This window comes from Streptomyces sp. P1-3 (genome assembly GCF_050613155.1).
In the GTDB taxonomy this organism is placed as follows: domain Bacteria; phylum Actinomycetota; class Actinomycetes; order Streptomycetales; family Streptomycetaceae; genus Streptomyces.
In genome coordinates this window covers 6,417,911-6,441,128 of sequence record NZ_CP192512.1, presented here as the reverse complement: position 1 = coordinate 6,441,128, position 23,218 = coordinate 6,417,911, and the positions used below count along the sequence as shown (strand labels likewise).

At 70.5% G+C, this 23,218-nt stretch carries 17 protein-coding genes and 4 pseudogenes; 9 read left to right on the top strand and 12 right to left on the bottom strand.

The annotated features are described in order from the left end of the window. Positions 1-110: 110 nt before the first annotated feature. Entirely contained in the window at positions 111-656 is a 546-nt protein-coding gene (locus ACQUSR_RS27500; protein WP_431045295.1) for a hypothetical protein, read from the bottom strand. 34 nt (positions 657-690) lie between these two features. Here ACQUSR_RS27500 and ACQUSR_RS27495 point away from each other — a divergent pair. The 3 genes and pseudogenes from ACQUSR_RS27495 to ACQUSR_RS27485 all read left to right on the top strand — a co-directional run bounded on the left by ACQUSR_RS27495 (position 691) and on the right by ACQUSR_RS27485 (position 2,994). Next, positions 691-1,553 (top strand): IS5 family transposase gene (locus tag ACQUSR_RS27495; protein ID WP_431047879.1). Its coding sequence is split into 2 segments (ribosomal slippage): positions 691-1,042 and positions 1,042-1,553, totalling 864 coding nucleotides; the frame shifts between segments, so codons are not numbered across the junction. Between the two features lie 15 nt (positions 1,554-1,568). Then, positions 1,569-1,919, top strand: a pseudogene (locus ACQUSR_RS27490) (PIG-L deacetylase family protein); the annotation flags it as partial. A gap of 91 nt (positions 1,920-2,010) precedes the next feature. Continuing rightward, entirely contained in the window at positions 2,011-2,994 is a 984-nt protein-coding gene (locus ACQUSR_RS27485) for a glycosyltransferase (RefSeq protein ID WP_431045294.1), read from the top strand. A gap of 6 nt (positions 2,995-3,000) precedes the next feature. Here the strand turns inward: ACQUSR_RS27485 and ACQUSR_RS27480 are convergent, their stop codons facing one another. The 4 genes from ACQUSR_RS27480 to ACQUSR_RS27465 are packed head-to-tail and all read right to left on the bottom strand — an operon-like array spanning position 3,001 to position 5,411. Further along, positions 3,001-3,276 carry an ArsR/SmtB family transcription factor gene (locus ACQUSR_RS27480; protein WP_431047877.1) on the bottom strand — a complete coding sequence of 92 codons (276 nt, stop codon included), beginning with the start codon at positions 3,274-3,276 and terminating at the stop codon, positions 3,001-3,003. A 15-nt stretch (positions 3,277-3,291) separates the two neighbouring features. Next, entirely contained in the window at positions 3,292-3,585 is a 294-nt protein-coding gene (locus tag ACQUSR_RS27475) for a DUF1330 domain-containing protein (protein ID WP_059130497.1), read from the bottom strand. Positions 3,586-3,618: 33 nt separating this feature from the next. Beyond that, on the bottom strand, positions 3,619-5,052 hold the full coding sequence (locus ACQUSR_RS27470; RefSeq protein ID WP_406324121.1) for an MFS transporter: 1,434 nt from the start codon (positions 5,050-5,052) through the stop codon (positions 3,619-3,621). Further along, a complete protein-coding gene (locus ACQUSR_RS27465) occupies positions 5,049-5,411 on the bottom strand; it encodes a MarR family winged helix-turn-helix transcriptional regulator (RefSeq protein WP_308407322.1) in 363 nt (120 codons plus the stop codon). The genes ACQUSR_RS27470 and ACQUSR_RS27465 overlap by 4 nt, the downstream gene beginning before the upstream one ends. A gap of 529 nt (positions 5,412-5,940) precedes the next feature. On the opposite strand from ACQUSR_RS27465, the gene ACQUSR_RS27460 reads away from it, so the two are divergent. Then, positions 5,941-6,438, top strand: a complete 498-nt coding sequence (locus ACQUSR_RS27460; protein WP_431045293.1) for a hypothetical protein — start codon at positions 5,941-5,943, stop codon at positions 6,436-6,438. A 95-nt stretch (positions 6,439-6,533) separates the two neighbouring features. Here ACQUSR_RS27460 and ACQUSR_RS27455 read toward each other — a convergent pair. Both ACQUSR_RS27455 and ACQUSR_RS27450 read right to left on the bottom strand, forming a co-directional pair. Then, positions 6,534-7,084, bottom strand: a pseudogene (locus ACQUSR_RS27455) (AAA family ATPase). Between the two features lie 417 nt (positions 7,085-7,501). Beyond that, positions 7,502-8,707, bottom strand: coding sequence for a DUF4241 domain-containing protein (locus ACQUSR_RS27450; RefSeq protein ID WP_431045292.1), 1,206 nt, complete (start codon positions 8,705-8,707; stop codon positions 7,502-7,504). A gap of 588 nt (positions 8,708-9,295) precedes the next feature. Here ACQUSR_RS27450 and ACQUSR_RS27445 point away from each other — a divergent pair. The 4 genes and pseudogenes from ACQUSR_RS27445 (at position 9,296) to ACQUSR_RS27430 (ending at position 12,127) form a co-directional block, all read left to right on the top strand. Beyond that, positions 9,296-10,440: pseudogene (locus ACQUSR_RS27445) on the top strand (DNA cytosine methyltransferase). Next, a pseudogene (locus ACQUSR_RS27440) lies at positions 10,440-10,574 on the top strand (DnaB-like helicase N-terminal domain-containing protein); the annotation flags it as partial. The pseudogenes ACQUSR_RS27445 and ACQUSR_RS27440, both read left to right, overlap by 1 nt. Before the next feature lie 172 nt (positions 10,575-10,746). After that, positions 10,747-11,562: a DnaB-like helicase N-terminal domain-containing protein gene (locus ACQUSR_RS27435; RefSeq protein ID WP_431045291.1), complete on the top strand. Its 816-nt coding sequence runs from the start codon at positions 10,747-10,749 to the stop codon at positions 11,560-11,562. A gap of 55 nt (positions 11,563-11,617) precedes the next feature. Beyond that, positions 11,618-12,127: a hypothetical protein gene (locus ACQUSR_RS27430; RefSeq protein ID WP_431045290.1), complete on the top strand. Its 510-nt coding sequence runs from the start codon at positions 11,618-11,620 to the stop codon at positions 12,125-12,127. A gap of 105 nt (positions 12,128-12,232) precedes the next feature. Here ACQUSR_RS27430 and ACQUSR_RS27425 read toward each other — a convergent pair whose 3' ends face one another. Continuing rightward, the gene (locus ACQUSR_RS27425) at positions 12,233-12,772 is read right to left on the bottom strand and encodes a UDP binding domain-containing protein (protein WP_431045289.1); all 540 of its coding nucleotides are present in this window, start codon (positions 12,770-12,772) and stop codon (positions 12,233-12,235) included. A gap of 935 nt (positions 12,773-13,707) precedes the next feature. Between ACQUSR_RS27425 and ACQUSR_RS27420 the strand changes: the two genes are divergently transcribed. Continuing rightward, positions 13,708-14,205, top strand: coding sequence for a hypothetical protein (locus tag ACQUSR_RS27420; protein WP_431045288.1), 498 nt, complete (start codon positions 13,708-13,710; stop codon positions 14,203-14,205). 593 nt (positions 14,206-14,798) lie between these two features. On the opposite strand, the gene ACQUSR_RS27415 is transcribed toward ACQUSR_RS27420, so the two are convergent. The 4 genes from ACQUSR_RS27415 to ACQUSR_RS27400 are packed head-to-tail and all read right to left on the bottom strand — an operon-like array spanning position 14,799 to position 23,111. Beyond that, positions 14,799-16,094, bottom strand: coding sequence for a TIGR02679 family protein (locus ACQUSR_RS27415; protein WP_431045287.1), 1,296 nt, complete (start codon positions 16,092-16,094; stop codon positions 14,799-14,801). Continuing rightward, complete coding sequence (locus ACQUSR_RS27410) at positions 16,091-20,248, bottom strand: TIGR02680 family protein (protein ID WP_431045286.1); 4,158 nt, start codon at positions 20,246-20,248, stop codon at positions 16,091-16,093. The genes ACQUSR_RS27415 and ACQUSR_RS27410 overlap by 4 nt, the downstream gene beginning before the upstream one ends. Beyond that, complete coding sequence (locus ACQUSR_RS27405; RefSeq protein ID WP_431045285.1) at positions 20,245-21,558, bottom strand: TIGR02678 family protein; 1,314 nt, start codon at positions 21,556-21,558, stop codon at positions 20,245-20,247. Before ACQUSR_RS27405 ends, ACQUSR_RS27410 begins: the two co-directional genes overlap by 4 nt. Then, positions 21,555-23,111 carry a TIGR02677 family protein gene (locus ACQUSR_RS27400; protein WP_431045284.1) on the bottom strand — a complete coding sequence of 519 codons (1,557 nt, stop codon included), beginning with the start codon at positions 23,109-23,111 and terminating at the stop codon, positions 21,555-21,557. Before ACQUSR_RS27400 ends, ACQUSR_RS27405 begins: the two co-directional genes overlap by 4 nt. Positions 23,112-23,218: the final 107 nt, after the last annotated feature.

Here is a 23,218-nt window from a genome sequence, read left to right as displayed (position 1 = left end):
ACACCACAGAGAGAGGAACCCGCTCCCGTGTCTCTGCCGAGCCTGCTAGGCCGTTTCTTCCGGATCATCCGATCGCTGGTCTGGGATGTACGTCCAGTCCTCCTCGGACTTCACCGGCGCCGACCGAGAAGGGCCGCCTGCTCCATCTTGAGTCGCGCGAAGCGCGTGGTGGTGTACTCCTTCAGCTCCGGCCCCGGGAACTGGATGACAGATTTGTATTCGCCGAACTCACCACTTGCCCAACGCGCTGCGGTGATCTCGTAGCCGGAGACATGGGCGCACAGTTCGAGCAGGACAGGCGGCACCTCCTCCTCGATGAGAAGGTCGGCCTTGGTGACGACCACGTCGCGCATCTTCTGGATGTTGGGCAGGAAGACAGTCGTGGCCCAGATGCGCCACTCGACGAGCTCCTCCTCGGTGGGGGGAGTCTCGTGGTCGAAGGGGTGGACCCCATCAGGGCGGGCATACTTCTCGCAAAACGCCTCATAGGCACGACTGTTGGACTCCATGAGCGCGAAGAGTGGGCCGTAGAAGTCGCTCAACTGCTGGTTCACTCGGGCGAGCCGGGCCTGTCGCTGCGTGAGCCTCAGCCCATTGAGGTACGTCACTAGGTATCCAACGAAGGCCAGACTGACGGTCGTGATCACTGTGCCCATGGCGAGGATGGTAAGCCCGCTTCCTTGAGGCCATCTGATCGTTGGTCTCGTTGTGCCGTTGACTGACGTGCAGTGGGCGCGGATTGAGCCGTTGCTCCCGGACCGGACGCCGAAGCGGGGTGGCCGGTGGCGGGACCACCGCGAGGTGATCGATGCGATCGCCTGGAAGTTCCAGACCGGATCGCAGTGGGTTCACCTGCCCGAGAAGTACGGCAACTGGCGGGGTGTCTACAACCGGCTTCGCATGTGGGCCGTCGTTGGCACCTGGGAGCGCGTCTACACCGCGCTCGTGGCCCAGGCCGACGCCGACGAGGACCTGAGCTGGACGGTCTCGGTGGACTCCACGATCGTGCGAGCACACCAGCATGCGGCCGGGGCCCGCAAAAAGGGGCCCCGGCCGACGAGCCGGACGACCATGCCATCGGTCGCTCCCGCGGCGGACTGACCACGAAGATTCACCTCGCAGCCGACGCCCACTGCCGGCCCCTCGCCTTCGTTCTCACTGCCGGACAGGCCGGTGACGCGCCCGCCTTCGCGCACGTGATGGCCCGCTTGCGCGTTCCCCGACGACGCGGACGGCCCCGCACCAGGCCAGACGTAGTCCTGGCCGATAAGGCGTACTCATCACGCGCCATCCGCGAACACCTGCGCAAGCGCGGTATCCGGGCGGTGATCCCCGTTCCGGCGGACCAGCGGGGCCACCGGCTGCGCCGAGGCAGCCGGGGCGGCAGGCCACCCGCCTTCGACCGCGAGGCATACAGGCAGCGCAACGCGGTCGAGCGATGCATCAACCGCTTGAAGCAGTGGCGCGGCATCGCCACTCGCTACGAGAAGACGGCGACCATCTACCTGGCAGGACTGCACGTCGCGGGCATCTTCCTCTGGTCCGCCCGATGATCCAAACGAAACCGCCTAGCGGTCTTCGCACACCCCGACGACGAGGCCCTGCTCGCCGGCGGCGTTCTCGCCCAGCACGCCGCCTCCGGCGCCCGCACCGCCGTCATCACCAGCACCTGGTCCGCCAACAGCCATCGGGCCGCCGAACTCACCGACGCCCTCAGCACCCTGGGGGCGGGCGAGCCGAGGATGCTCGGCTACGCCGACGCCCGCATCCCCGATTCGGCACCAGGACAACTACGCTTCTGCGACGCCCCACTGGAGGAGACCATCAGCCAGGTGGTCCAGCACCTGCGAGAGATCCGCCCCGACATCGTCGTCACCCACGACGCCTACGGACAGCTGACCGGCCACCCCGACCACATGGCTTATCCCGGCACTTCCCGTGTCCCTCGCAGGTCGTGTCGCTTAACTCGCCGGTGGACGAGAGGGAGTTGCCGGATACGTCAGCCGGGCCATGAGTCTCATTCTACTTCGGCGCCGACCAGCTCCTGTGATGCATGTCATAACCGATCGTGTGACCCTGCGCGGCACCAACCTCATGCCGCGAGGCGGTCCCGATCACCCGGCGCCTCTCATCGCCAGGCTGTCCGCCTTCCGATCTAACTTCGGCTCGTTTTACGCACCTTGCCGCCTCATCAGCACGGAGAAGAACCATGTCCCGCCCTGGCCAGCCCGACGTCGCCGTCATCACCCCGACGGGATTGCTCCCCACGCGCCTGCCCTTCCTCGAGGAGCTCTACGAGAGCCTACGGGCCAGGAGGGCGCCACCTGGGAGTGGATCACCGCCCCGAACGGTCCGCAGGCCGATCCTGGCCTCATCGCTCCGGCGATCGCCAAGGACGCCCGCGTCACGGTGGTCACGCGACCAGGTCCTGGGCCGGCGCCCGCGCGCAACACCGCGTTGAACTACGTACGGGCTCCTCATGTGGCCTTCGCCGACGATGACGACAGGCTTCCGTCGCAGTCGTTGGCCGTCCGCAACGAGCACGCGATCTCTACCGGGTTGCACTGGGTCGCGGGCCGGTCGGCCGACTGGGACGCCGAGACCGGAACCCGGACGACGTGGATGTGCCCGACCCCCGTCGGCCGTCACGCTGCCGGGGACATCTTGAAGTTCTGGCCGGATCCGATGGCCAGCAAGCCCCCGCTGGGGCACTGCATGCTGCTGACCGACACGCGCCTGGCTCGGGCAGTCGGGCACGGCGGGCTCCACAAGGGAGAGGACTACCGGTTTGCCGTGGGCGTACCCGCGCGCCGGGACGGCCTCATGCTCGGTGACGTCGTGTACGAGCGGCGCGTTCATGACCATCAGTGGAGCAGCGAGGCGTCCTACCGGGGCCAGGTCGAGTTCGATGCCCGGCGCCACGCTTGGCTGATCGGCCATGCGGAACGCGCGTTGCGGGCGGAACGCGCCGCTGCTGGCTCCGCGGCAGCGTGACCGGCTCTATTCCGTGGCGGCCTGCGCGGTGAGGGCCGGGGTGTCCCGCGCCCCCATGCGCAGGTGCTCGACGTGGTACAGGGCCTGGTCGAGGAGTTCGGCCACGTGGTTGTCGTACAGGGCGTAGATGATCGAGCGTCCGTGCCGCTCGCCGACGACCAGGCCCAGGTTGCGCAGCAGGCGCAGCTGGTGGGAGCAGGCCGAGGCTTCCATGTCGACCGCCTCGGCCAGCTCGCTCACCGAGCAGGGGCCTTCTTGGAGGCGGGCGACTTCAGTGAAGATCCGACTGGACCTCGGTCAGTCGATGCCTTCGACGATGCGGAAGTCGCGCTCGACGCCGTCGGAGAGGGCGACCAGCGCCTCCTGGTAGGCCGCACTCTCGTGCGCCGCGACGGCCTGCTCGAAGCTGTCGAACTCGATCAGGACGGTGCGCTCGGCGATTCCGGCGTCATGCGCCACGACCCGACTGCCACGGGCGAGGATCCGACCGCCCCCGGCCTCGACGGCCGGACCGGCCAGCTTGTTGTAAGCAGCCAGCTTCTCAGGGTCTGAAATGGTGCGGTAGGCGCTGACCCAGTAGCCCTTGGGCATGGAACCTCCAGTGTTGGGATGAGTGCATCTGACTTACGGGTTGGTCTCGGACGAGCGTCGGCGGGCGAGAGCGAGGCTTGTCAGCGTCGTGATCGCCATGGCGCCGATGCCGACCAGCGCCGCGGTGGTGTAGGCGCTGTCGTCGGGGAAGAGGTGGCCGGGGCCGGTGCCCGCGGCGAGGATCAGGCCGCCGATGGCGCTGCCCAGGGAGTACCCGACGCTGCGGACGACGTAGTTGAAGCTCATGGCGCTCGACGTCTCGCTCTTGGGGGTGACGGCCAGGATGACGCCGGGCATCGCGGCCGAGAAGCCGCCGACGCCGAAGCCGAGCACGCCCATCGCCGCGAACAGTTCGGCCAGGTCCGACCGGGCCGCCGCGAACAGGGCGAACCCGCCGCCGACCACGACGGCGCTGCCGGCCAGGAGCAGGGGGTCGGCGATCCGCGTCCGGACCCGCGGCGTGAGCTTGCCGGCGACGAACCCCAGCACCGAGAACGGGATGAGGACCAGCCCGGCGACGAAGGTCGTCAGCCCGAAGCCGTAGCCGGCGCCGTGCGGCGTCTGCGCGTACCGGGTGATGAGCGTGAGCAGGAGGTACATGCCGATCCCGCCGACGAACATGGCGAGGTTCGCCCCGGCGACCGCCGGGTGCCGCACCGCCCGCACATCGACCAGGGGCGTCGTGCTGCGCAGCTCGATGACGGCCCAGACGCAGAGCAGCACCACCGCGACGACGGCGAGGCCCGCCGCCACGGCGAGGTGCCGGCTCCACAGATTCCGTTCGCCGGCGAGGAACAGCACCAGGAGCAGCGCAGCGGCCAGGACGACCGCGCCTGCCACGTCCACGTGGGCGGAGCGGCCTTCGGGGGCTTCGGGCATGGAGCGCCACGCGGTCAGGAGGGCGGCGGCGGTGACGACCAGGCCGAGGCCGTAGGCGGCCCGTACCCCGCCGAGCTCGGCGAGCAGTGCGGCCAGCGGGTAGCCGACGCCGGCCCCGATGATCGAGACCACCGAGATCAGGGCGATCACGCCCGCGCTGCGCTCCTCGGGGAGGTGGTCCCGGGCCACGCCCATCATCAGCGCCGTCAGCCCGAGCCCGACACCCTGGGCCGCCCTGCCGGCCAGCAGCCACGCGAACGGCAGCGGCAGCACGGTGAGCGCGCTGCCGGCGACGACGACCGCCAGCGTGGCGAGGATCGTGGCCCGCCGGTGCCGGCCGGCTCCGAGCCGGCCCAGGACCGGTGTGGCGACGGCGCCGCTGAGCAGCGCGACGGTCAGCGTCCACTGCGCGCTGCCGAGCGAGACGTGGAACGAGGTCGCCACGCTGGTGATGAGCGGCGTCCCGAGGCTGGCGACCGCCGCCACGACCAGAGCGATGAACATCAAGGCGGGGACCAGCAGCCGCGCCTCGGAACGCGCCACCGGGAACGCCTTCACCGCGACCCCGCCGACCGGCTGCCCGGTCACTGCTTCGGCCCTTCGCGGTCCTGGCTTTCGAGCTCTGCCAGATGCTTCAGCGCCGGAAGGGCCGCCGCCAGCGCCTCGACCTCGTCGCCGGTGAGCTCGCCGATCAACCGCTCGAACGCGTGGACGCCCGCCTGGCGCCGCGTCCGGACATAGGAGGCGCCGGCCTCGGTCAGGCACACCAGCGTGACCCGCTTGTCGGACGCGTCGCCCCGCCGCTCGACCAGGCCGGACTCCTCCATCACCCGGACCAGGGCGGTCATCGCGGGCTGGGTGACGCCCTCGACCGCGGCCAGATCGGTGATGCGCCGCGGGCCGGTCCGGTCCAGGGTGGCCAGGGTGGCGGCGGACGTCAGGCTCATGTCCCGGGGCAGGCGTCTCGCGGCCCTGGTGGCCAGGCCGTAGAGGGCTGCCCCGATGGCGGCGGACGCGCCAGGAGCGGTGTCTTGACGACTCATGCTCGAAGCATAGCATTTTTATATTCATAGTTTATGGAAATGGTCGACTGGCGTGGGCGGCGCGCCCCTTGAGCGCGACCCTTGATAGATCACCCCGTCCCCGACATCCCACGGAGTCCCCATCCACCACGCGATTTCCCCGACCCCCTGGTGTGGCCCTGCGCGATCGGTTGACCGGCCGCAGATGTCACGGCGTGGGCGGCTGCGGCTGCGGCTGGGAGGGCAGCAGGCGGACCACGGGCTCGGCGGCCGTCAGCTGCTGGCGCAACCGCCGGTTCTCCGCGGTGAGTTGGTTCACTACGCGCACCAGTGCCTCGACGTCGCAGCGAAGCGCGGCCAGTTCTGCTTGGTCTTTGTGCCGCAGCGTCTTGAGCTTGCCGACCTGCTCTGGCCTCGATCGACGCCGCCGCCGCGTAAGGAGAAGCCCCACCTCATGGCTCGAATCAGTGCAGAGACCCGCGCCCGCAACAAGCAGGCTGTCCGGGCCGCGATGGACCGGCTCCTGAAGGGTGATCTCCCGCCCGGCGGCAGCTGCGACTTGAAGACACTGGCCGCCGAAGCTGGCGTGACCCGCACCGCGTTCTACCCGAAGAAGAACCGTGACGGCACCACCCGCCCCGGCCCCTACCAGCACCTCGCCGAAGAGTTCGAGCGGCGCCTTCGTACTCCGCAGGAGGCCGGAGACCTCGTCGACCCGCGGATCGCGCAGATCGAACGGCTCAAGGCCAAGGTCGCCGAGCTCAAGGAACGCCTGGCTCAGCGGGACGAGACCGTTGCCGAGCTCACCACGTTCAAGGAACTCGCCGTCTCGCGCTTGGCCGCACAGCACGACGAGATCGTACGTCCACGGGAACAGGCCGCAGCCCTCGGCAACGTCCGCCGCCTGCCCGCCGCCCGCCCCGGAACAGCCCCGTACGGATCTTGCATCTGAGCCTGGCGTCTCCCCACAAGCCCGGACACGGCGAGGGATCCCGTCGACACTGCCAACCGTGCTCCCTCGCCGTCCGCCGCCTCGTTTCACCGCGATCACACCTCGGAGGTTCCACCGGCTCGGACCCGGACCAGCACCTGGTCGGCCAACTTCTGCGGTGTCAACTCGCCATCCAGGAACACGGTGTCACCGGGCAAGGCGTCGGCAGCGGCCATGCACGGCGAAATCCTTCCTTGCACCAGCGCCGAACCTTCTCGTCCTGCTCTGGGCTGTCCGGGGTGAAACTGCGGTCGTCGATCCGCTGCTCCAGAACCTCTCGGGAGACCTTAAGGAAGAAGTGGTGGACGTCGATGCCTGCATCCTTCAACGCGCCAAAGATCTCACCGACATAACCAGGATTCACCAAGGTCATCGGGATGAGGACCGGGCAGCGATACTCCTCGATCAGTCCCACCGCCAGGTCAGCGACCTGGCGCCGCCACAGCCGAAGGTCCTGGAAGTCGCCGGTCGGCACCTCCACGATCTCTCGCAGCACATAGCCGACCATCTCCGGGTCGTAGACCAGTGCCTCGGGCCAGCACGCACGCAACTCGTCAACCAGGGTGCTCTTTCCGCTACCGAACGCACCGTTCACCCAGACGATCAACGCGATCCTCCCCGCCCCGTCGCCGTGCCCGCGCCCCGGGCCCGGCATGGCGTACCGACGAAATGGGGCTGTGTGGGTGACGAAACGCAGTCCGTCGTCGGCCGGGCGATTGGGCTGACGCCGATCCCACCGAAGGCGGCTCCGGTGTGCGGGAACTTCTGCGTATCGGCGCGGGATACACGCCCTGCTGGACTTGCTGGCCCACCATGCCGGCGCATTGCGTCGGTGGCCCTATCGCCCATGTGCATCGACGCGTAGTACCGCTGGCGAGCTTCCTTGACGTCCACCGGGAAGGCGTCCACCAGGCCGAAGTCGGTGATCGAGTTGTCGAGCTTCTCAATCGCCGTGTGCACTCTGGAGGTTCGCCGCGGTCCCAGTCTCGGGCAGTGCGGCCTCGCGCCGATGGTCGGCGGCTTCTTACTCTCCCCCGTCGCCGGAATGGAGCTGGAAGTCGACGACGACGCAACCAACCTGTCCGTCATCGGTGCGGCCGATCCAGACGGGGTAGGCCCCGTCGCCCCGGCCGGCACGGAAGGCGATGAGGTTCGGCTCGGGCTCCGTGCTGGGCAGTTCGACAGTGAAATGGCTGTCGAGGGGTATGAACAGGTCCTCGTCCAACTGGTCTTCGATCACCGTCCGAGTCGCATCCATGAAAGCCGCTGTGCCGGTATCCACGCCAACCCCGTAGAACTGGCCCTCGCCGAGCAGCCCCAGGTCCTCGTCGGGCCGGAGGGCCATTTCCCACTCGCGGGGCGGGATGTCCAGGAACGTCACCCTGGCCGCGGCGACACCGGCCCCGCGTGTCGTGCGCAAAAGCGACAGCGTGACCGGGAACTCGCCCGGTGGCACAGCGACGGTCCGCGGGGTCTCTCCGATCCAGCCGGGGTCCGAGACCGCCAGCTGCCCTGACGTGATCCGCAGCAGGCCGGCGTCAACGGGCTCGACGACGGCCGGCCCATCCGGAGTGTCGCACGCGCCCGGACTGAACAGTTGCTCGATTCCGGTGGCGCGCAGCGGTCCCGATCCTTCGTCCACCGACACGTCGCTCAGGACTACGGTCGTGGCGGGCTCGTGGCCCTGCTGGGCGAGGAACGGCGCGAACACCTGCCAGTCGCCGAATTCCGGTACGGGGCAGAGGAAGCTTTCGACGGGCGCCGGGAACCGCCGCACGGGGACGCTCGACGGGCCGGATGTTCGAGCGTGCAGTGGCTCCGTCGACGCTCCCCTCGGCCCGGCGAACTCGGACCTCACCTCGACCTGCCCGTCGGCCGAGACGGTCGTGGTCTCCTGAACATCCCACTTCCAGGACGAGTGCTCCTGCTCGTTGGAAAACTGCCATCGGGTGTTCCGGTGAGCCAACAACATCCCCGTGCTGTGCGGCTTGAGGTCGATCATCTGCATGCGCCAGGACCTGTCGTCGAACAGATACACACGCCACATCCGGCGCGGCCAGTATTCGACCAGTGCCAGCGGTCGCTCCCGCGCGGACAGCAGAACCGCGTACTCCATCCCGGCAGCATGTCTGCGTGCCGCGACCGCGCGCGACATCGGGTCCGGATGGGTCATTCCCTGCTGGGAACCCCACATGTTGCCGTACGACACATCAAGACTGTCGAAGATCACAGCCGCGCATCTCCCCCCGTGGCACCAGCCGCCCCCCAGCAGTGGCGCTCGACGGGTGACCCTGCCGCATCGCCCTGCCCTTCCGGAGCTTCGTTGTGCCGCCAGTCTGCCACTGAGGTGTGACACATAGGATTGTGGGAGGCTGGCAACCTGGGGTTACCGACGAAATGGGCCGCCCCAGGTGACGAAACACAGTCGGTTCGGCGGGCCCCATCGGTGATGCGTGCGTTCGCGTCAGCGCCGACGCTCAGGGGCGGGAACGTGGGCACTCCTGCGCGGGAATCCAACCCGGCGGAAGCCACGTTACGGCTGGTCAACGAATTCCGTCGGTTGCCCGGCATATCGGATCAGCATGCCGCCTCCACCCGACACCTCTCAACCGATGACAACGCTCAATCGCTGCAGGCCACCAACGCCCCCTACACGAGAGGCCCCTGTGGTCGAACCCATACCTTCACCTATCGTTCCAGCTGACGTAGCACCCCCACGCAGACGTGATCTCAGTCACGCAGCCGTGCAGGGCAAAGGGACAACATGCCTCGCTACAACGCGACACGACGAGGACCCTCGACCCTCGCGTAAAGCGACATGACCTGCGTGGGACACGGCGTCTGCCGTCACAAGGGCCCGGGCGGCTGGGCGCACGGGCTGGCGCTGCTCGGCGCGCGGGATGTCGGCTTGGAGTGGGACGAGTGGGCCTGCAGGACCCGTGCTGCGGCGGGTCAGTTGACCATCCGCACGGACGTCGCGATGTATCCGGTTCGGCCGTTCATCGGCCGGACCACGGGGCTGATCGCGAGTCCGCCGTGCCAGGCATGGTCGATGGCCGGCAAGCGCCTCGGGCTCATCGACCAGCCCCTGGAGTGGGTGGCCATGGAGGAGGTCCCAGATGTCCTCCCCCTGTGGCGCCAGTACGCCGCGATCCTCCGCGGCTGGGGCTACTCGGTGTGGACCGGGATCCTCAACGCCGCCGACTACGGCGTACCCCAGACAAGGCGGCGGGCGATCCTGCTCGCCTCCCGCGTCCGCACCGCCGAGCCGCCCCCGCCCACGCACGCCAAGGCCGCCGAACCCCATACGCTGTTCGGGCCCGGCCGCAGGCGCTGGGTGTCCATGGCCGAGGCCCTGGGCTGGGGCGCCACCGACCGCCCCGTTCCGACCGTGTGCGCGGGCGGCGGCCCCGGAGGAGGCCCCGAGCCGTTCCCCTCCGGCTCACGCAAAGCCCTCGCCGACGCACGCGACTGCGGCACCTGGAAGCCCCACACGCCCCCAGACGTTTGCCTCGCCTCCGGGCGAATGCGCGCGGGTCGGACGGGGCGGCTCGCACCCCGCGACAACCGACCCGCCGATGTCCCGATCCCCGAGTTCACAGCCGAAGCGCGCGGTTGGTCATGGTCGCTGCGCAGCAACAACCAGGCCAACGCCACCGTCCGCAGCCTGGGCGAACCGGCCGGCACCTTGTTCTTCGGCCACCGTGCCAACGAGTGCGTCTGGTCGCCGAATCCACAGCGGATAGCCCTGATACGCAGAGCGCGGCACCCGAGCCGATCCGGATCACCGCGGCCGAGGCGGGCCTGCTGCAGACCTTCCCCGCCGACTACCCGTGGCAGGGCAACAAGGGCCAGGTCTTCAGCCAGATCGGCAACGCCGTGCCGCCCCGACTCGCGGCCCACCTGCTGGCCCCGCAGCTCGGCAAGACCCTCGCCCCCGACGACTTTGCGCTGGCGGCCTGATGCCCCACCTCACCGACCCCTGCGAAGACGACGACCTCGACGACCTCCCTCCTCCGCCGCCGGTCTTCTACGCCGAGCAGGCTCTCCTCGGTGCGCTCCTCTTCGAACCCCACCGGCTGGCCGAGATCGGCCCCGTGGAGCCCGCTCAGTTCGGCGACCACACCCACGGCGCGCTGTTCGCAGCCGTACGCACCGTGCCGACACCCGAACCCAAGCAACACCAGGTAGACCTGGGCTGGTTCAACGCCGTCCTCGACGCTCGCGCGCCCCGATGCGCCGGGGCTGACCGCCTCCTACCTCCACACGTTGATCCAAACCTGCCCCTGGCCCCAGCACGCAGCGGCGTACGCACGGATGGTCCGCGCCGACCACGCCCGCCGGACGCTACGCATACACGCCCAGCACCTGGCGCAGACCGCGACCGACCCGACCCTGCCCAACCCGGTCGCCACCACCATCGATCAAGCCGACACCCTGGCCCGGTTCCTAGAGGAACTCACCGGGCAGTTCACCCCGCACCCCGGCTCCCTGCCCCGCACTCCCCCGCCGTCGGCCCCGCCACGTGACATGGGAGAGGAGGCCCTGGATGAGGAGTGGCTGCTCCTGGCCAATGCGACCGCCCACCCCCAGGAGCTCAAGGCGATGCGGTGGCTCCAGCCGGACGACTTCGCCCTGCCCCTGCACGGCGCCCTCTTCCAGTGCCTCACCACCCTGGCCCATCGAGGCGACCCCGTCGATGCGGTCACGGTGCTGTGGGAGGCCCAGCACCGCGGCCTCCTCGCCCACGACGTCGCCCCGACCGACCTCATGGCTCTCGTCTCGACACCCGTCGGCTCCCTCGAGTACTGGGGCGAGAAGATCCTGGACCGCGCACTGCTCGCCCGCGCCCACACCGTCACCGTCCGGATCCAGGCGTTCACCGACGACCCCGCCAACACCCCCTACCAGCTCATCACCGGCAGCCGCCGCGCCCTGGCCGACCTGACCGCCATACGCGCCCGCTGGCAGCACACCGCCCCCAACACACCCCCGCCGTCACCGCGCGCATCTCGTGCCCCGGTCGCATCCCGGGCCGGACCACTGCCACGCGCCACCGCTGCCGCAGCCCGAACCACCCGATGACCACAGCTCCCGTCCGGCCGGCACCGCGCCGGCCGGGCCGGTGAATCGAGCCCGCATGCCGCACCCCGACCTCGATGCCCACGTCCACCTGGACAAGCACCCCAAACACTCCAGCGCCGTCACCGCCACCCTCGCCGGCCCTGGCACCCACACCGCCTGCGCCCTGCTGACCCTCCACGGATTCGAGGTCGTCACCTCCCACAGGATGATCCTGGCCCGCATCGACCACGAGGAGCCCCACTACGCCAACCAGGCCGCCCGCACCCTGCGCCAAGAGGGCATCACCGTGGACATCACGCCCGGCCTGCAGGAGGACATCGACACCGAGTGGACGTGGGCCAACTTTCCCTGTCAAGTCAATGTGTTCAGATCTGGGACGGGCAGGCGAAGGCGTCAACGTGGCCGGGTCGCCCGGGGGTGTGAGGGTGCTGTCCTGCCTTTAACGTGTGGCTCGCTCCGCTTAAGGAAAGGCAGTGCTGCGCCAGCGCCCGGGATCGGAAAAGTCGTTGTTCGTTCTGCCGAGATTTCGGTCCCGTCGGTCCCGCTGCTCTCGACCTGCTCCTGATCGCATGAAATGCCGCCAGCGGCCCCGTCCGGAACGGGGCCGCTGGCGGCCTTCGTATTGCTGGAAATCAGTCCCTGACGGTCCCTGTGGCCCGGGCGGCCCGGTTCAGCGGCGGCCGAGGGCTCGGGTCATCCAGCCGGCGTCGCGCCACTGGTCGGTGTTGAGAGTGCCGCGGGCGTCGATGACCTTGGGGCTGTTGGTGCGGGTGGCGAGCCGCTTGGGGTCGATGTGGGAGAACTGCGGCCACTCGGTCAGGTGCAGCACCAGGTCGGCGTCATCGACGGCGGCGATCGGGTCCTCGACGTAGTCGAGCTCAGGGTGGAGCTTGCGGGCGTTGTCCAGAGCCTTGGGGTCGGTGACGGTGACGGTCGCGCCGAGGTTGTGCAGGGCCTGGGCGACGGCGAGGGCGGGCGAGTCACGGATGTCGTCGGTCTCGGGCTTGAAGGCGGCGCCCCAGACCGTGATCCGCTTGCCTAAGCGGTTGTCGCGGTCGGAGATGCTGCCGGACGAGGTGGCCGCGCAGGCATGGGTGGAGCGCATGCAGCGGGCCGCGAGCCGCGGAGCCACACCCGCCATGGCAACCATGTCGCTGGCCGAGTACGGCGATGAGTACTGGGACTTGGCGATGCGCGGCCTGGAAGCCAAGACCATGGCCCCCTACGGCGCCGGCTGGCGGCTGCGCGTGGTCCCCTCCCTCGGCCACCTGCAGGTGCCCACCGTCAGCCACGGCGTGATCGACCGTGCCGTGTACGGGTGGGTAGCCGACGGGCACGGCCGCTCCAGTGTGAAGAACACCATCGCGCCCCTGGCCCGGATGATGCAGCAGGCGGTGCGTGACGGCATCATCGAGGTCAACCCGGCGCAGATCACCGGCTGGCAGAGGACCTACCAGCAGGCTGAGGACGACCATCCGTGCCAGCACTGCATCGGCCCGATGCGGGTCGCGTCGCGGACGGGGCCAGGGCCTGCCGAACTTCAGCCACTGTGCTTTCCGGGTCACCCATCAACGCTCGTGACACCCTGGCCCGAAGATGATGCTCTCCGGGCCGGCCCGCCAGTCGCACGTGCGGTGGAAGTAACGGGCGGATGCCCTGCCGAGCGACTCTGTCAGAGCGGCCCACCACATGTTGTGCGCCTCTGCGGACTCCCTCTCCTGGGACCTGATCGCCCACCGGCCTCGCCATCTCGCTCACACCGTTGTCCTATGACTTCGCCGGCGCTGTTGATAGCCGGGGCGTCATAGTCTGCGGGTCAAGGCGCAATTGTGGGGGTGGGAGTTTCCAATGAGACGTGTGCGCAGCGCTGTGGCGATCGCCATGGCTCTGGCGGTTTGCGCCACTGCTTGTGGTGGCAGTGACGGTCCGGACCGGCAAGCTACCTGGACTCAGACCACTGGGCCGTCGGCCCAGCCCGCAGAGACCTCCCCCGGGGCTGGCTCAAAGTCCTCCCAGGAGCCGGGCTACTCGCCTCCTGACGAGTGGACCGAGCCGGACCGATGGGCCGTCCTACCACGCGGGCAGCGTACTGACTTCCAGGGCAATACGGTCGGCTTCCCGCACACCACTGAAGGAGCGGTGGCCATGCTGGTGGAGGCGAACGCCACAGAAGCCAAAGGCGAGCGGAGCATGGCGGACGAGCTGATGGGCACCTTCGAGTCCTACATCGGCAGGGCCGACCGGACGGCTGAGAACAGGGAGAAGGCCAAGGCCCACGCCGTCAAGTCCGACCAGACACTGCGCCGGTCCCTGGGCATCCCGGTCGATGGAGAGATGCCAGAGGGGGCGTACGTGCGTGCGACGGTGATCGGGTTTCAGATCGTCGAGTCCTCCAGGGATGAGGCCAGCGTGTGGCTGCTGTCCCGCGTCACGCAACGGAGCGGAGAGCTTGCCAAGGAGGACGGTTCCTACACCCGCAATCTGCTGGCTGCGCAATGGGAGGACGGAGACTGGAAGATGACTGCCCAGTCGCAGCACCGGGCAGTCGAAGCAGTTGACGGCCGGGAGCGGCCAGCGATCGTGGCGCCTGGGGATGCAAGGTTCAACCGTGCTCAATGGGCCGCCATTCGCCAGGCATCCTGACCGCCCGTACATGGGGATACTCCTCCGGACCTCGCTGTGGCATGAAGCCGTATCAGCCCATGTCGCGTTCGCTGCGTCTCCTCCGCCTGCTGGTCTCCGCAGGTCGTCTGAACATGCGGAGTCCTCGGCGGTCGCTGTCACGGCTTCGTCGCGGGTCTGGGGCGGCGACTGATGCTGATGTCGCGAAGACCTGGCGGGTCCGGGCTGCAAAGGCAGCGCCGAGGACTGCACGCCCCCGGGTCGCGTGCCCTCCATGGCACACAGCTGAGGGCGTGCCGAGCCGTGTCCACGCCGCCGTGCTCGGGGTGAGAGGTGGGGACGGCGTCCCGTTGTCGGGCAGGTCGGCGGAAGACGATGCTGTCCCGGTCATCGATGAGACGGGCTGGCGCCACGAGGCGTTGAGAATCGAGGAGGAGGAACCCGCCGCTGGTCATCGCAGTGACTGGTTGAAGCTGGAGACAGGTGGATCCCGGGTGGGGGGGTGACGTGGCCGCCGCGTGCTGCGGCCATCGACAACCCAGGTGCGGTCCCGGAAGCGCAGGCCCGCGGCCGCTTCGAGACCCTTTCGGCAGCCCGGAGCGTCAAAATGAGCGTCACAATCGGCCAGAGAGGCGCTCCTGCTGAGCCATAGCAGCGAGGTCTTCCAACAACACATCGGCCACCAGCTCCTGGACCACGGCGGTGCTGTGCTCCGCCATGGCCTCGGCCAACTCGGGATCCCACGGCGCTCCAGTAATGCGCCCAGGTTGAGGACCGTGTGCGTTGCAGACGACCGCGGCTCGGTAGTCCGCTGCCGTCATACGCCAGGGGTGCGCCCCTGTCTTGTCCAGGACGTATGCGGCGATGCGGATGCCCTCGCCATCGAAGTCACCGTGGTAACGGAGATCGGCACCGCGGTCGACGAGTATGCGCAGGAGCTGGATCGCGGCGCTGTTGGGCCAGCCGGACGTGCAGACGAGCGGCGGGCAGTCGGGGCCGAAGCGGCGGAGGGCGAGGGCCAAGATGCTGGGGTTCTCCACCACGTGCACGACGGGTGGGGCAGGGGCGGCGGGCAGGGTGAGCTCGCCCGGGTTCCGGACGTGGGCGAGGGTCAGGCTGGCGGCCTGGCCGGCCTCGGTGCACAGGCGGGCCACGCGGGCGAGCAGGCCGTCGCCGGCGGGGCGCAGTCCGCCGGCGACGACGGTGGCAGACAGCTCGTCGTCGGCGACGCCCGCGCGGGTCCACAGGGCGCGCCGTTCCTCCGCGGACTGCGGCGGGGCGGTGTCGTACAGGGTCGCGAGGGCACGGAGGACGAGGGTGGAGAGAGGTGTGCCGTCGTCGAGGGCGTGCGCGTGGCCGTTCAAGACCCTGGCGGCGAAGACGGGCAGGGGTTCGGCTTGGCCGGGGAGTTCGGCGAGCACGTTGAGCGCGTCGGCGAGCAGCGTACGGGTACGTTCCGTCGAGCCGCCGACCAGGCCTGCGGCTCGACAGGACGCAGCCCAGTCGGCGAGCACCGGCTGCGCACGCACCGTGTCGTGACCGGCCAGCCAGGTCCACAGACCGGCGCGTGCGTCGTCCTGGCGGCGTCGCTCACCGGCTCTGTCGCCGACTGGGCCGACGAGGGCGGCGACGACTTCTCGTACGGTGCGGCCGGAGAGTTCGGTGACCGCCTCCTCCAGGCGGGCCAGGGCGATGGAGGGTCGGGGGTCCGGTAGGCGGTCCAGGCCGAGGAGGTCTGCGAGGGCTTCCCGCTGGCTCTCGTTCAGTGGTCCGAGGCGTACGCGTGTGACGGGGCGGCCGGAGGAGAGACGGCCGTGGACCGTCTGCCAGAGGGGGAAGAGTTCGGGGCGGCGCAGGGTGGCTTCGCCCGAGGCCGGTTCTGTGACGGTCGTCGCGTCCGCGGTTGTCATTCCGCCTCCATGCCGGTGCCGTTCCAGACGAAGCGCGCGCTGGTGACGGCGTCGTTGTCGCCGTCGGTGAGGAGCTGGTGGACAGCGATGCCGGGCAGCTCGCGGTAGGTGCCCCACTCGTGGTCGGAGGTAATCATGAGGTCCAGGTCGAGTGCGGTGAGCAGGGCGAAGACCTGTCCGCGGTTGACGGTGTCGACGCCGACGAACACCTCGTCGAGCAGGATCGGGCGGGGTGCCAGGGGTACGTCCTCGTAGTGGGCGGCCACGGCGGCGAACAGCGGCAAGTGCAGGGCAATGGCCTTCTCCCCTCCGGAGAGCGCGCCGTGCAGCCTCTTGGTCAGCGGCTGCCAGCCGTTTCCGTCCGCCCGGTCGAGACGGACGGTGAAGCGGTGCCAGGCGGTGTAGTCGAGCACGTCGCCGAGGTGTTCTTCCCAACTCGCGGCCGTGTCGCTGCCCTTGGCCTCCTCGATGCGGGCACGGAAGAAGGCGTGCAGGGCCTCGCGGTCGGACTCGGTGACCCGGCCGGGGTCCTTCAGGAGCAACTGGCGGGCGGTGCGGGTGCTGTCGGGGAGGTCCGGCCGCACGTCCCAGACGAGCTGGACCGCTACGTTGGAGGCGGTACGGACCCGCTCCAGGTGCCCGTTCATATCCTCGACGAGCTTGCCGGCCCGGCGGATCCGGGCGGCGAGGTGGCGGCGGATGTCGCCGGTGAGGATCTGGTCGAAGAGACGTCGCTCGGCGGTGCTGATGTCGTCGCGGCTGCGGTCGCGCTCCTGGGTGAGCGTGGCGAGCAGGCCGGCCGCCCCGACGCGGATGCCGTCCAGGGTGGCGGTGAAGAGCTGGACGTCGTCGTCGGGCTCCAAAGCCAGGTCGGCACGGACGCCGAGGTGTCCGCGGGCGTCGTGGACGGCTTCGGAGAGGCGGGTGGCGGCATCGCCGAGGTTGCGTGGGGCGTGCGGGAGGCCGGGCCACTGTGCCGCGATGGTGCGGGCGGCCTCCAGGGTGGCCTTGGTGCCGTCCCCGGCGTCGAGTTCCAGTGCGACTCCGGCGTCCTCGGCCAGGCCGACCAGGCACAGGTGCCGGAACCGGTGCGCCGCGCTGTCGCGGACCGCGATGGCCTTCTCCCGCCGCTCGGCATCCTGGCCGCTCGTGGCCTTCAGTTCTCCGATGCGGCCTTCCAGGTCCACGAGGAGTCGGCTCGCCCTCCGGGCCTCGTCCCGGCAGCGGTCCCGTTCGGCGCGCGTCTCCGCGACGCGGGCGACGATCTGCCGGTAGTCCTCGCCGACGGTCGCCTCCACCGCCTCCAGGCGCGCCGCCATCCCGGCGGCCTTCGTCTCGACGGCGGCCGCGTCCCCGGCGCTCTCATCGGCGATGCGGCGAGACCGGTCCGCCTGCGCGGCCGTCTGCCGAGCCCGCTCGGCGGCGGTGACCGCGGTGAGACGGGCGTCGACCCAGCCGTCGGCGAGGTCGCGGAACCTCTCGACATCGCCGGAGAGGGCCCGCAACCGGTCGCGGTCGGTGGGCAGTCCGTGTTCGGCGGCCCGGCGGCTCAGCGTGCGCAGCGCGTCCGCCACGCCGATCTCGCACTGGGCAAGGTGGGTGGTCGCGTCGCGTACGACGTCGTCCCGGGCGGCCACCTTGTCCTCGGCCCGGTCCCAGTCCCGTCGGCGGGCGTCGAGTTCCTGGTGGTCGGGCCGGGCGGCCCGGTCGGCCTCCAGCCGGGAGGCACGGGCGTCGATCTCGTGCAGTTGGTCGTCGAGGGCGGCAAGGGCGGCGTCCGCCTCCTCGATGCGTCCGGTCAGTTCGGCGAGCCTGCGTTGCCGGCTCCGCTGCCGGGCTAGAGCACCGATGAAAGCGGGTTCCGGCTTGCTCCAGGTCCCGGTGGCCGGCGCGAGGCGCCAGGCTCCTTCGGCGGACACGGCCGCGGGGTGGCCGCCGGGCAGGGTGGTGCCGTACGCGACACCGGCGAGGAGACGGGCCACCGTGTCGGCCGGTACGGGGATGTCCTCCTCGGGCCGCAGCACGTCGAGCAGGCTGGGCCCCGGGGCGGTCGTGGCCAGGGCGGCCTCGGCACGGGTGTCGTGACCCGGCAGCGTGATCCCGTCCGAGGGGCTGACCCACGCGTCCAGGAGGCCCGAGGCCTCCAGTGCGGCTTCCACCGCGGCCTGGACGGCGACCGGGACGCCTTCGCGGAAGGCCACCAGCCGCCACAACGGCGCTCCCGCGGCCGTTGTGCGGACGGTGGTGCGCGTGGGCGGAGCGGGCGGCGGAAGGTCGGCCTCGCCACTGAGCTGGCGTACCTCGTCCTCGAGCTCGCCCCGCTCTTCCCCCAGCCTCCGGCACGCGGCTCGGACACCGGCTCGCGCCGTGGCGATCTCCTGGTCCAGCGGTCGTGCGGCGGCATCGACCAACGCCCGCACGTCCGCTTCGACCGCCGCCCTGGCCGCCAGTTCGCCGGGGTCGGCGATGCGCAGTTGCGTGCAGCCCGCGACCCAGGTCAACAGCCGTTCCGCCTGCGCGGCAACGGCGTCGTCCCAGGCTCCGGCGGTCGCATCCCTGTGGACGATCGCCTCCCCAAGCCTGGTGCGTGCCTCGTCCAGCAGGCCCTCGGCGGCGCCCCGGTCGCGTACCGCGCGGTCGTGCTCCTCGATCGCCTCGGTGATGTGGGTGACCTGCTCGCGTCGGGCGGTGACCGCGCCCCTGAGCAGTCGGCGGGCCCGGCGGGCCGCGCCCTCACCCACCGTACGAGCGACGGCACCGGAGCCGTCGGGCCGTCGGCCGCCCGTCCCGTTCCCGTGGCCGTCGGTGACGGACGCCGCCGATTCCGCTTCGAGGATCGTCCGCACCTCGTGGTGGATGGACTCCATGCCCGCTGCCCGGGCTGACCGGTGTGCTTCATCTGCGGCTTCACGCGCGTGCTCATCGAAGGTGCGAGCGTGCCCCGCGGTCTCGTCGGCGAGCTTCCGGTCCCTCTCCGCCCCGGTCTCGGCGGACTGAGCGGTGGCGCGCCGCTCCCTGGCGGCCGCGACCAATTCTGCGGTGTCGCGGCGGAGCCGGTCGAGTTCCTCCCCCTTCTGGTACGCGTCGCTCTCGCGCAGCCCCTCGACGGTCTCGTCCAGGGTGTGTGCCCGCAACTCCTGTTCGTCGCGCAGAGTCTGCGTCGAAGCGCGTTCCGCGAGCGCCTTGTCGAGCTCATCGGCGCTCTGGCGGGCCGCACGGGTGAGGTCGTCCATGTCGGTCGTCGCTGAGATTAGTCCGGCCGCGCCGGCACGCAGGACCCGACGGGCGTAGGCACGCTGCCGGGAGGCGACGGTCTCGGCCGCCGTCACTTCGGCGTCGAGCCGGTCGAGGTGGTCACGCTGCCGGTCCAGACGTTCGAAGCCCTCGGCGAGCTCGGTGATCTCTCCCTCGCCGAGCGGGGGCAGGGCACGGGACAACAGGGTGGACAGCAGGGACGGGTCGAGCCGTTCGGACAGCTTCGGCTGGCGCAGCTGAAGCAGGGCGGAGAGCAGCGACTCGTAACGCTGCTCCCCCATTCCCGCGAAGAGTTCGCGCCGGACGGCGGTGCGGTAGTCGGCGGCCGAGGGGTGCACCTCGCCTCGGTCGCGAAGAGCCTCGGCGAGAGCGGCCTTGGTCAGGGGCTGCCCAGCCTCGTTGACGAGGGGTACGCCGTCGGGGTGGGCGATCCGGGAGCCGGTGGTGAAGTACTCGGCGTGTGCCGTGCTGGTGTGCACGCTCGCGTGCAGGCGCGCACCGCAGCCGAACCACCGTTCGGCGCCGTCATCACCAACGCGGCGGAACTCCATCCACACGTACCCCACACGCGTCTTGCCGGAGGCTCCCGCACCGAGCATGTTCCAGTGCATGGTGCGTTCCGAACCGCCGAACGTGGAAAGGCGGTTGGGGCGGAGGCTGGCGTCGAAGAGGAAGGGGAGCAACAGCTCCAGCGCCTTGGACTTGCCGGAGCCGTTCTGGCCGCGCAGCAGCAGGCGCCCTTGGTGGAAGGTGAAGGTCTCGTCGTAGTAGCGCCAGACGTTGAGGATGCCTGCGCGGTGGGGCTGCCAGCGGCCGCGGGCGGCGTCCCCCTCTCGAGCGGGCGGCACCTCGGCAGTCTCCTCCGGCCGTCGCTGAAGGGGAAACTCCGTCACGCTCACTGCATGTCTCCTTCCGCGGCGACGCCGCTGGAAGCGGCAGTGCCTTCCGGGTCGTTCTTCGGGCCCGGGCTCGTGGTCTCCGTCAAGCGGTAGCGGTACGCGGCCGGTCGTGCGACGACGCGGCCCCGGGCTCTGCCGGCCAGGCCGACGTCGAGCAGGACGCGTACGGCGTCGTCGGCCAGGCGCGCCGGGCCGTCCTCGGACTGGTACGCCTTGGCCCAGCCCGGGAAGCGGCGCAGCTGATCGGCTCCGGCCTCGGCCAGCTGCTCGGGCAGCATCCCCGCGGGAGCGGCGCAGAGCGGTTCGAGGAGGAGCAGCGCGGCGACTCGGGCGGTGGAGGTGTCGTCGGGGAAGCGGACGTCGGTGGCGATGCCGTCCGGGTCGACGAGGAGGAAGCCCTCGGCCCGCTCCTCCAGGAGGAAGCCGGCCTGTTCGACCGAGCGGCGCAGGATCTGGCGGCCGGTCAGGGACGTGACGTACGCGAGCTCGTCCTCGGCGAGATCGGACCGGTACAGCACGGGGTCGTCGAAGAGGCGTCGGAGTACCGAGTGGCGCAGTTTCAGGTTGCGTTGGGCATCCGTCGTGGCAGTCCCGCCGGGCAACTCGTCGGCTGTCCCGTCGACGGCCGCGCCGCCGTAGCGGCGCTCCCGCACCAGGCCGGTAAGGAGGTCCTCGAACCGTGCGGGCACCTCGTCCGGGGGCACGGCGAGCCGTGAGGCGCCGACAGGCGCGGCCGGCAGCCGCATCAGCAGCGTGGTGTCCACCCGGTACAAGACCTTCGCCTCCGCGGAGTCGACGTACGTCTCGGTCGTGCCGTCCACGGCGCGCAGTACGTCGTAGGACTCCAGCAGCTTGAGGACGTCGACGAACGCCATCCGCTCGGGCCGGTGGACCGGGTCGAACCCCGGCAGTGCCCGGTCGGCCGTGGTCGCCTGGACGACGCGGTCGGCGAGCATGCCGATGGTCGTCATCGGCATCGACAGCAGCTCGGCCGCGATCACGCAGAGCAGGACGTAGCGTCGGCGGTCGAACGGGGCTCGGCCGGACCGCGCTCTGCGGGCCGGGCGGGAGCCGTCGGGGTTCGCGCGGATCTTGGTGAGACGGGCGTACCCGCGGCGGGGCTCCACGACCAGGCTCCAGCCGCAGGTGTAGTCGAACCACCGGGCCAGCGGGTCGCGCCGGCGCCGTACCAGTTCGAAACCGGTCGGGTCGGCGGCCTCGGTGAGCAGCGGACGGGCCAGGAGAAGACGGATGGCGCGGGCGACCTCCTCCCGCTCCGCGGAGGCCAGTTGGTTGGCGAGCGTGCTCATCCAGCCGCCTCCTGTGCCATGGCGGCGCGGACTGCCCGGAAGGCGGTCGCTCCGCCCGCGGCCATGATGTGGACCACGTAGTCCGGGCCTGCCAGCGTCCCCTTTTCGGTGTGCAGTACGGCGGTGCGCGCGTCGGGGGGCGGCGACAGCGCGACCTCCACCCGGCCGTCCCCGGTCGTGGCGCGCCGCAGACCGCCCGCGTCCGGCGGGGCGGCCAGGGCCCGGCCCAGCAGGTCCAGCAGGCGGTCGAAGACCGCGGGATCCAGGGTGCCGAAGGAGGAGAGCCGCACGGGGCCGTCCGTCTCCAGCGCCTGCCAGGCACGCGCGAGTTCCGCCCGCTCCGCACGTGCCCGCTCGGCGCGCTCGGCCCTCACGGCCGCGACGTCCCTCACTTTGCCGGTGCGGGTGAAGCGCTCCGTCCGTCCGCTGGTCCGCAGCAGCGCCGACACCTCCACCGGCGGCACCTCGGACCAGGAATGGGACGAGGGGATCAGCTCCGGATCGGGGTGGGCAATATGGGCGTGGCGCGCCGGGCCGAGGCCGAAGGCCGCCGACCACAGCCGGTGCAGGTCCTCCTCCTCGGGAGCCGCCGCGAACCAGCGTGCCAGCTCCCGGAAGTCCTGCACGGCACTGGAGGAGCGGCGGCGGGACTCGTTGATCCGTTCCAGTACCTGCAGGAGGGAGACGATGGCGCGCCGGGCGATGTCGTGCAACTGCTCGATCCGGGGGCGCGCCCCGTTGTCCGGCAGGAACCAGGCCCGCAGGCCCTCCCAGCGCGCCCGCCGGCTCTCCAGCCAGCCGGCCGCGGGGTCCTCCCCCGGCACCGGCGGCAGCTCGGCGCCGCGCAGGGCCCGTTCGCGCAGCACGGCGATGCCCCGCTCCTCCACGCGGGCCACCGCGGCCGCGACCGTCTCGCCGCGCCGGTCGAGGTTGACCAGAAACTCCTGGAGGTACGCGACGGTGGCGGCCTTGACCTCACGGAAGACGTCCAGGTCCGCGCCCTCGGCGCGGAGGAGTCGCTGCAACTGGCCGTTGAAGGCCTTGGTGTTCTCCACCAGGGCCTCCAGATGGCCCTCCAGCTCCCGCAGGGTGCTGAAGATCCGGCGGTCGGCCGCGGCGGGTTCACCGGACAGCACGGTCAGCTCGTCGAGCCGGTCGGTGATCGCCTCCAGCACCGCGGTCTGCAGTGCCCCCGTCGAGGCCAGCACCTCCAGGGCGTGCCGGACCCCGGCCAGCGCGGCCTCGCCCCGGCGGGTCAGCGAGTAGTGCAGGTTACGCCGCTCGTACTCCTCGGCCGTGCGGTAGTTCTCGGCGTGATTGTGGACCACGTCGAGGAGTCCCCACCTCACCAGCCGTTTCAGCGCCTCGTGCAGCTCCTCGTCCTCGAGGTCCGCGATCCAGCCCACCGCACGCAGCCGCTCGCGTACTCCGTCGAGCCCGAGCGTGGTCTCCAGGTACTCGCCGGCCACGCCGAAGGCCTCGAGGACGGCCCCGTTCAGGTCGGCCTTCTCCCCTGTGGTGAACCGGAACATCTCCGGCGGAACCCTGCGCATGCCCGTACGTCCCCTCCTCCGCCGCCACCCCTGCGGCACTTCGCCACCCACGGTAGGGGGCGGCTCCGGATCCCGGCCTCGGATTTGCTTTCATCGCTGTGACAGCT

Coding starts and splice junctions, on each gene's coding strand:
- ACQUSR_RS27415 (WP_431045287.1), bottom strand. CDS start 16,094: ATGACAACCGCGGACGCGACGACCGTCACAGAACCGGCCTCGGGCGAA.
- ACQUSR_RS27430 (WP_431045290.1), top strand. CDS start 11,618: ATGCCGCACCCCGACCTCGATGCCCACGTCCACCTGGACAAGCACCCC.
- ACQUSR_RS27465 (WP_308407322.1), bottom strand. CDS start 5,411: ATGAGCCTGACGTCCGCCGCCACCCTGGCCACCCTGGACCGGACCGGC.
- ACQUSR_RS27405 (WP_431045285.1), bottom strand. CDS start 21,558: ATGAGCACGCTCGCCAACCAACTGGCCTCCGCGGAGCGGGAGGAGGTC.
- ACQUSR_RS27500 (WP_431045295.1), bottom strand. CDS start 656: ATGGGCACAGTGATCACGACCGTCAGTCTGGCCTTCGTTGGATACCTA.
- ACQUSR_RS27475 (WP_059130497.1), bottom strand. CDS start 3,585: ATGCCCAAGGGCTACTGGGTCAGCGCCTACCGCACCATTTCAGACCCT.
- ACQUSR_RS27460 (WP_431045293.1), top strand. CDS start 5,941: ATGGCTCGAATCAGTGCAGAGACCCGCGCCCGCAACAAGCAGGCTGTC.
- ACQUSR_RS27485 (WP_431045294.1), top strand. CDS start 2,011: ATGAGTCTCATTCTACTTCGGCGCCGACCAGCTCCTGTGATGCATGTC.
- ACQUSR_RS27400 (WP_431045284.1), bottom strand. CDS start 23,111: ATGCGCAGGGTTCCGCCGGAGATGTTCCGGTTCACCACAGGGGAGAAG.
- ACQUSR_RS27420 (WP_431045288.1), top strand. CDS start 13,708: ATGCTGGTGGAGGCGAACGCCACAGAAGCCAAAGGCGAGCGGAGCATG.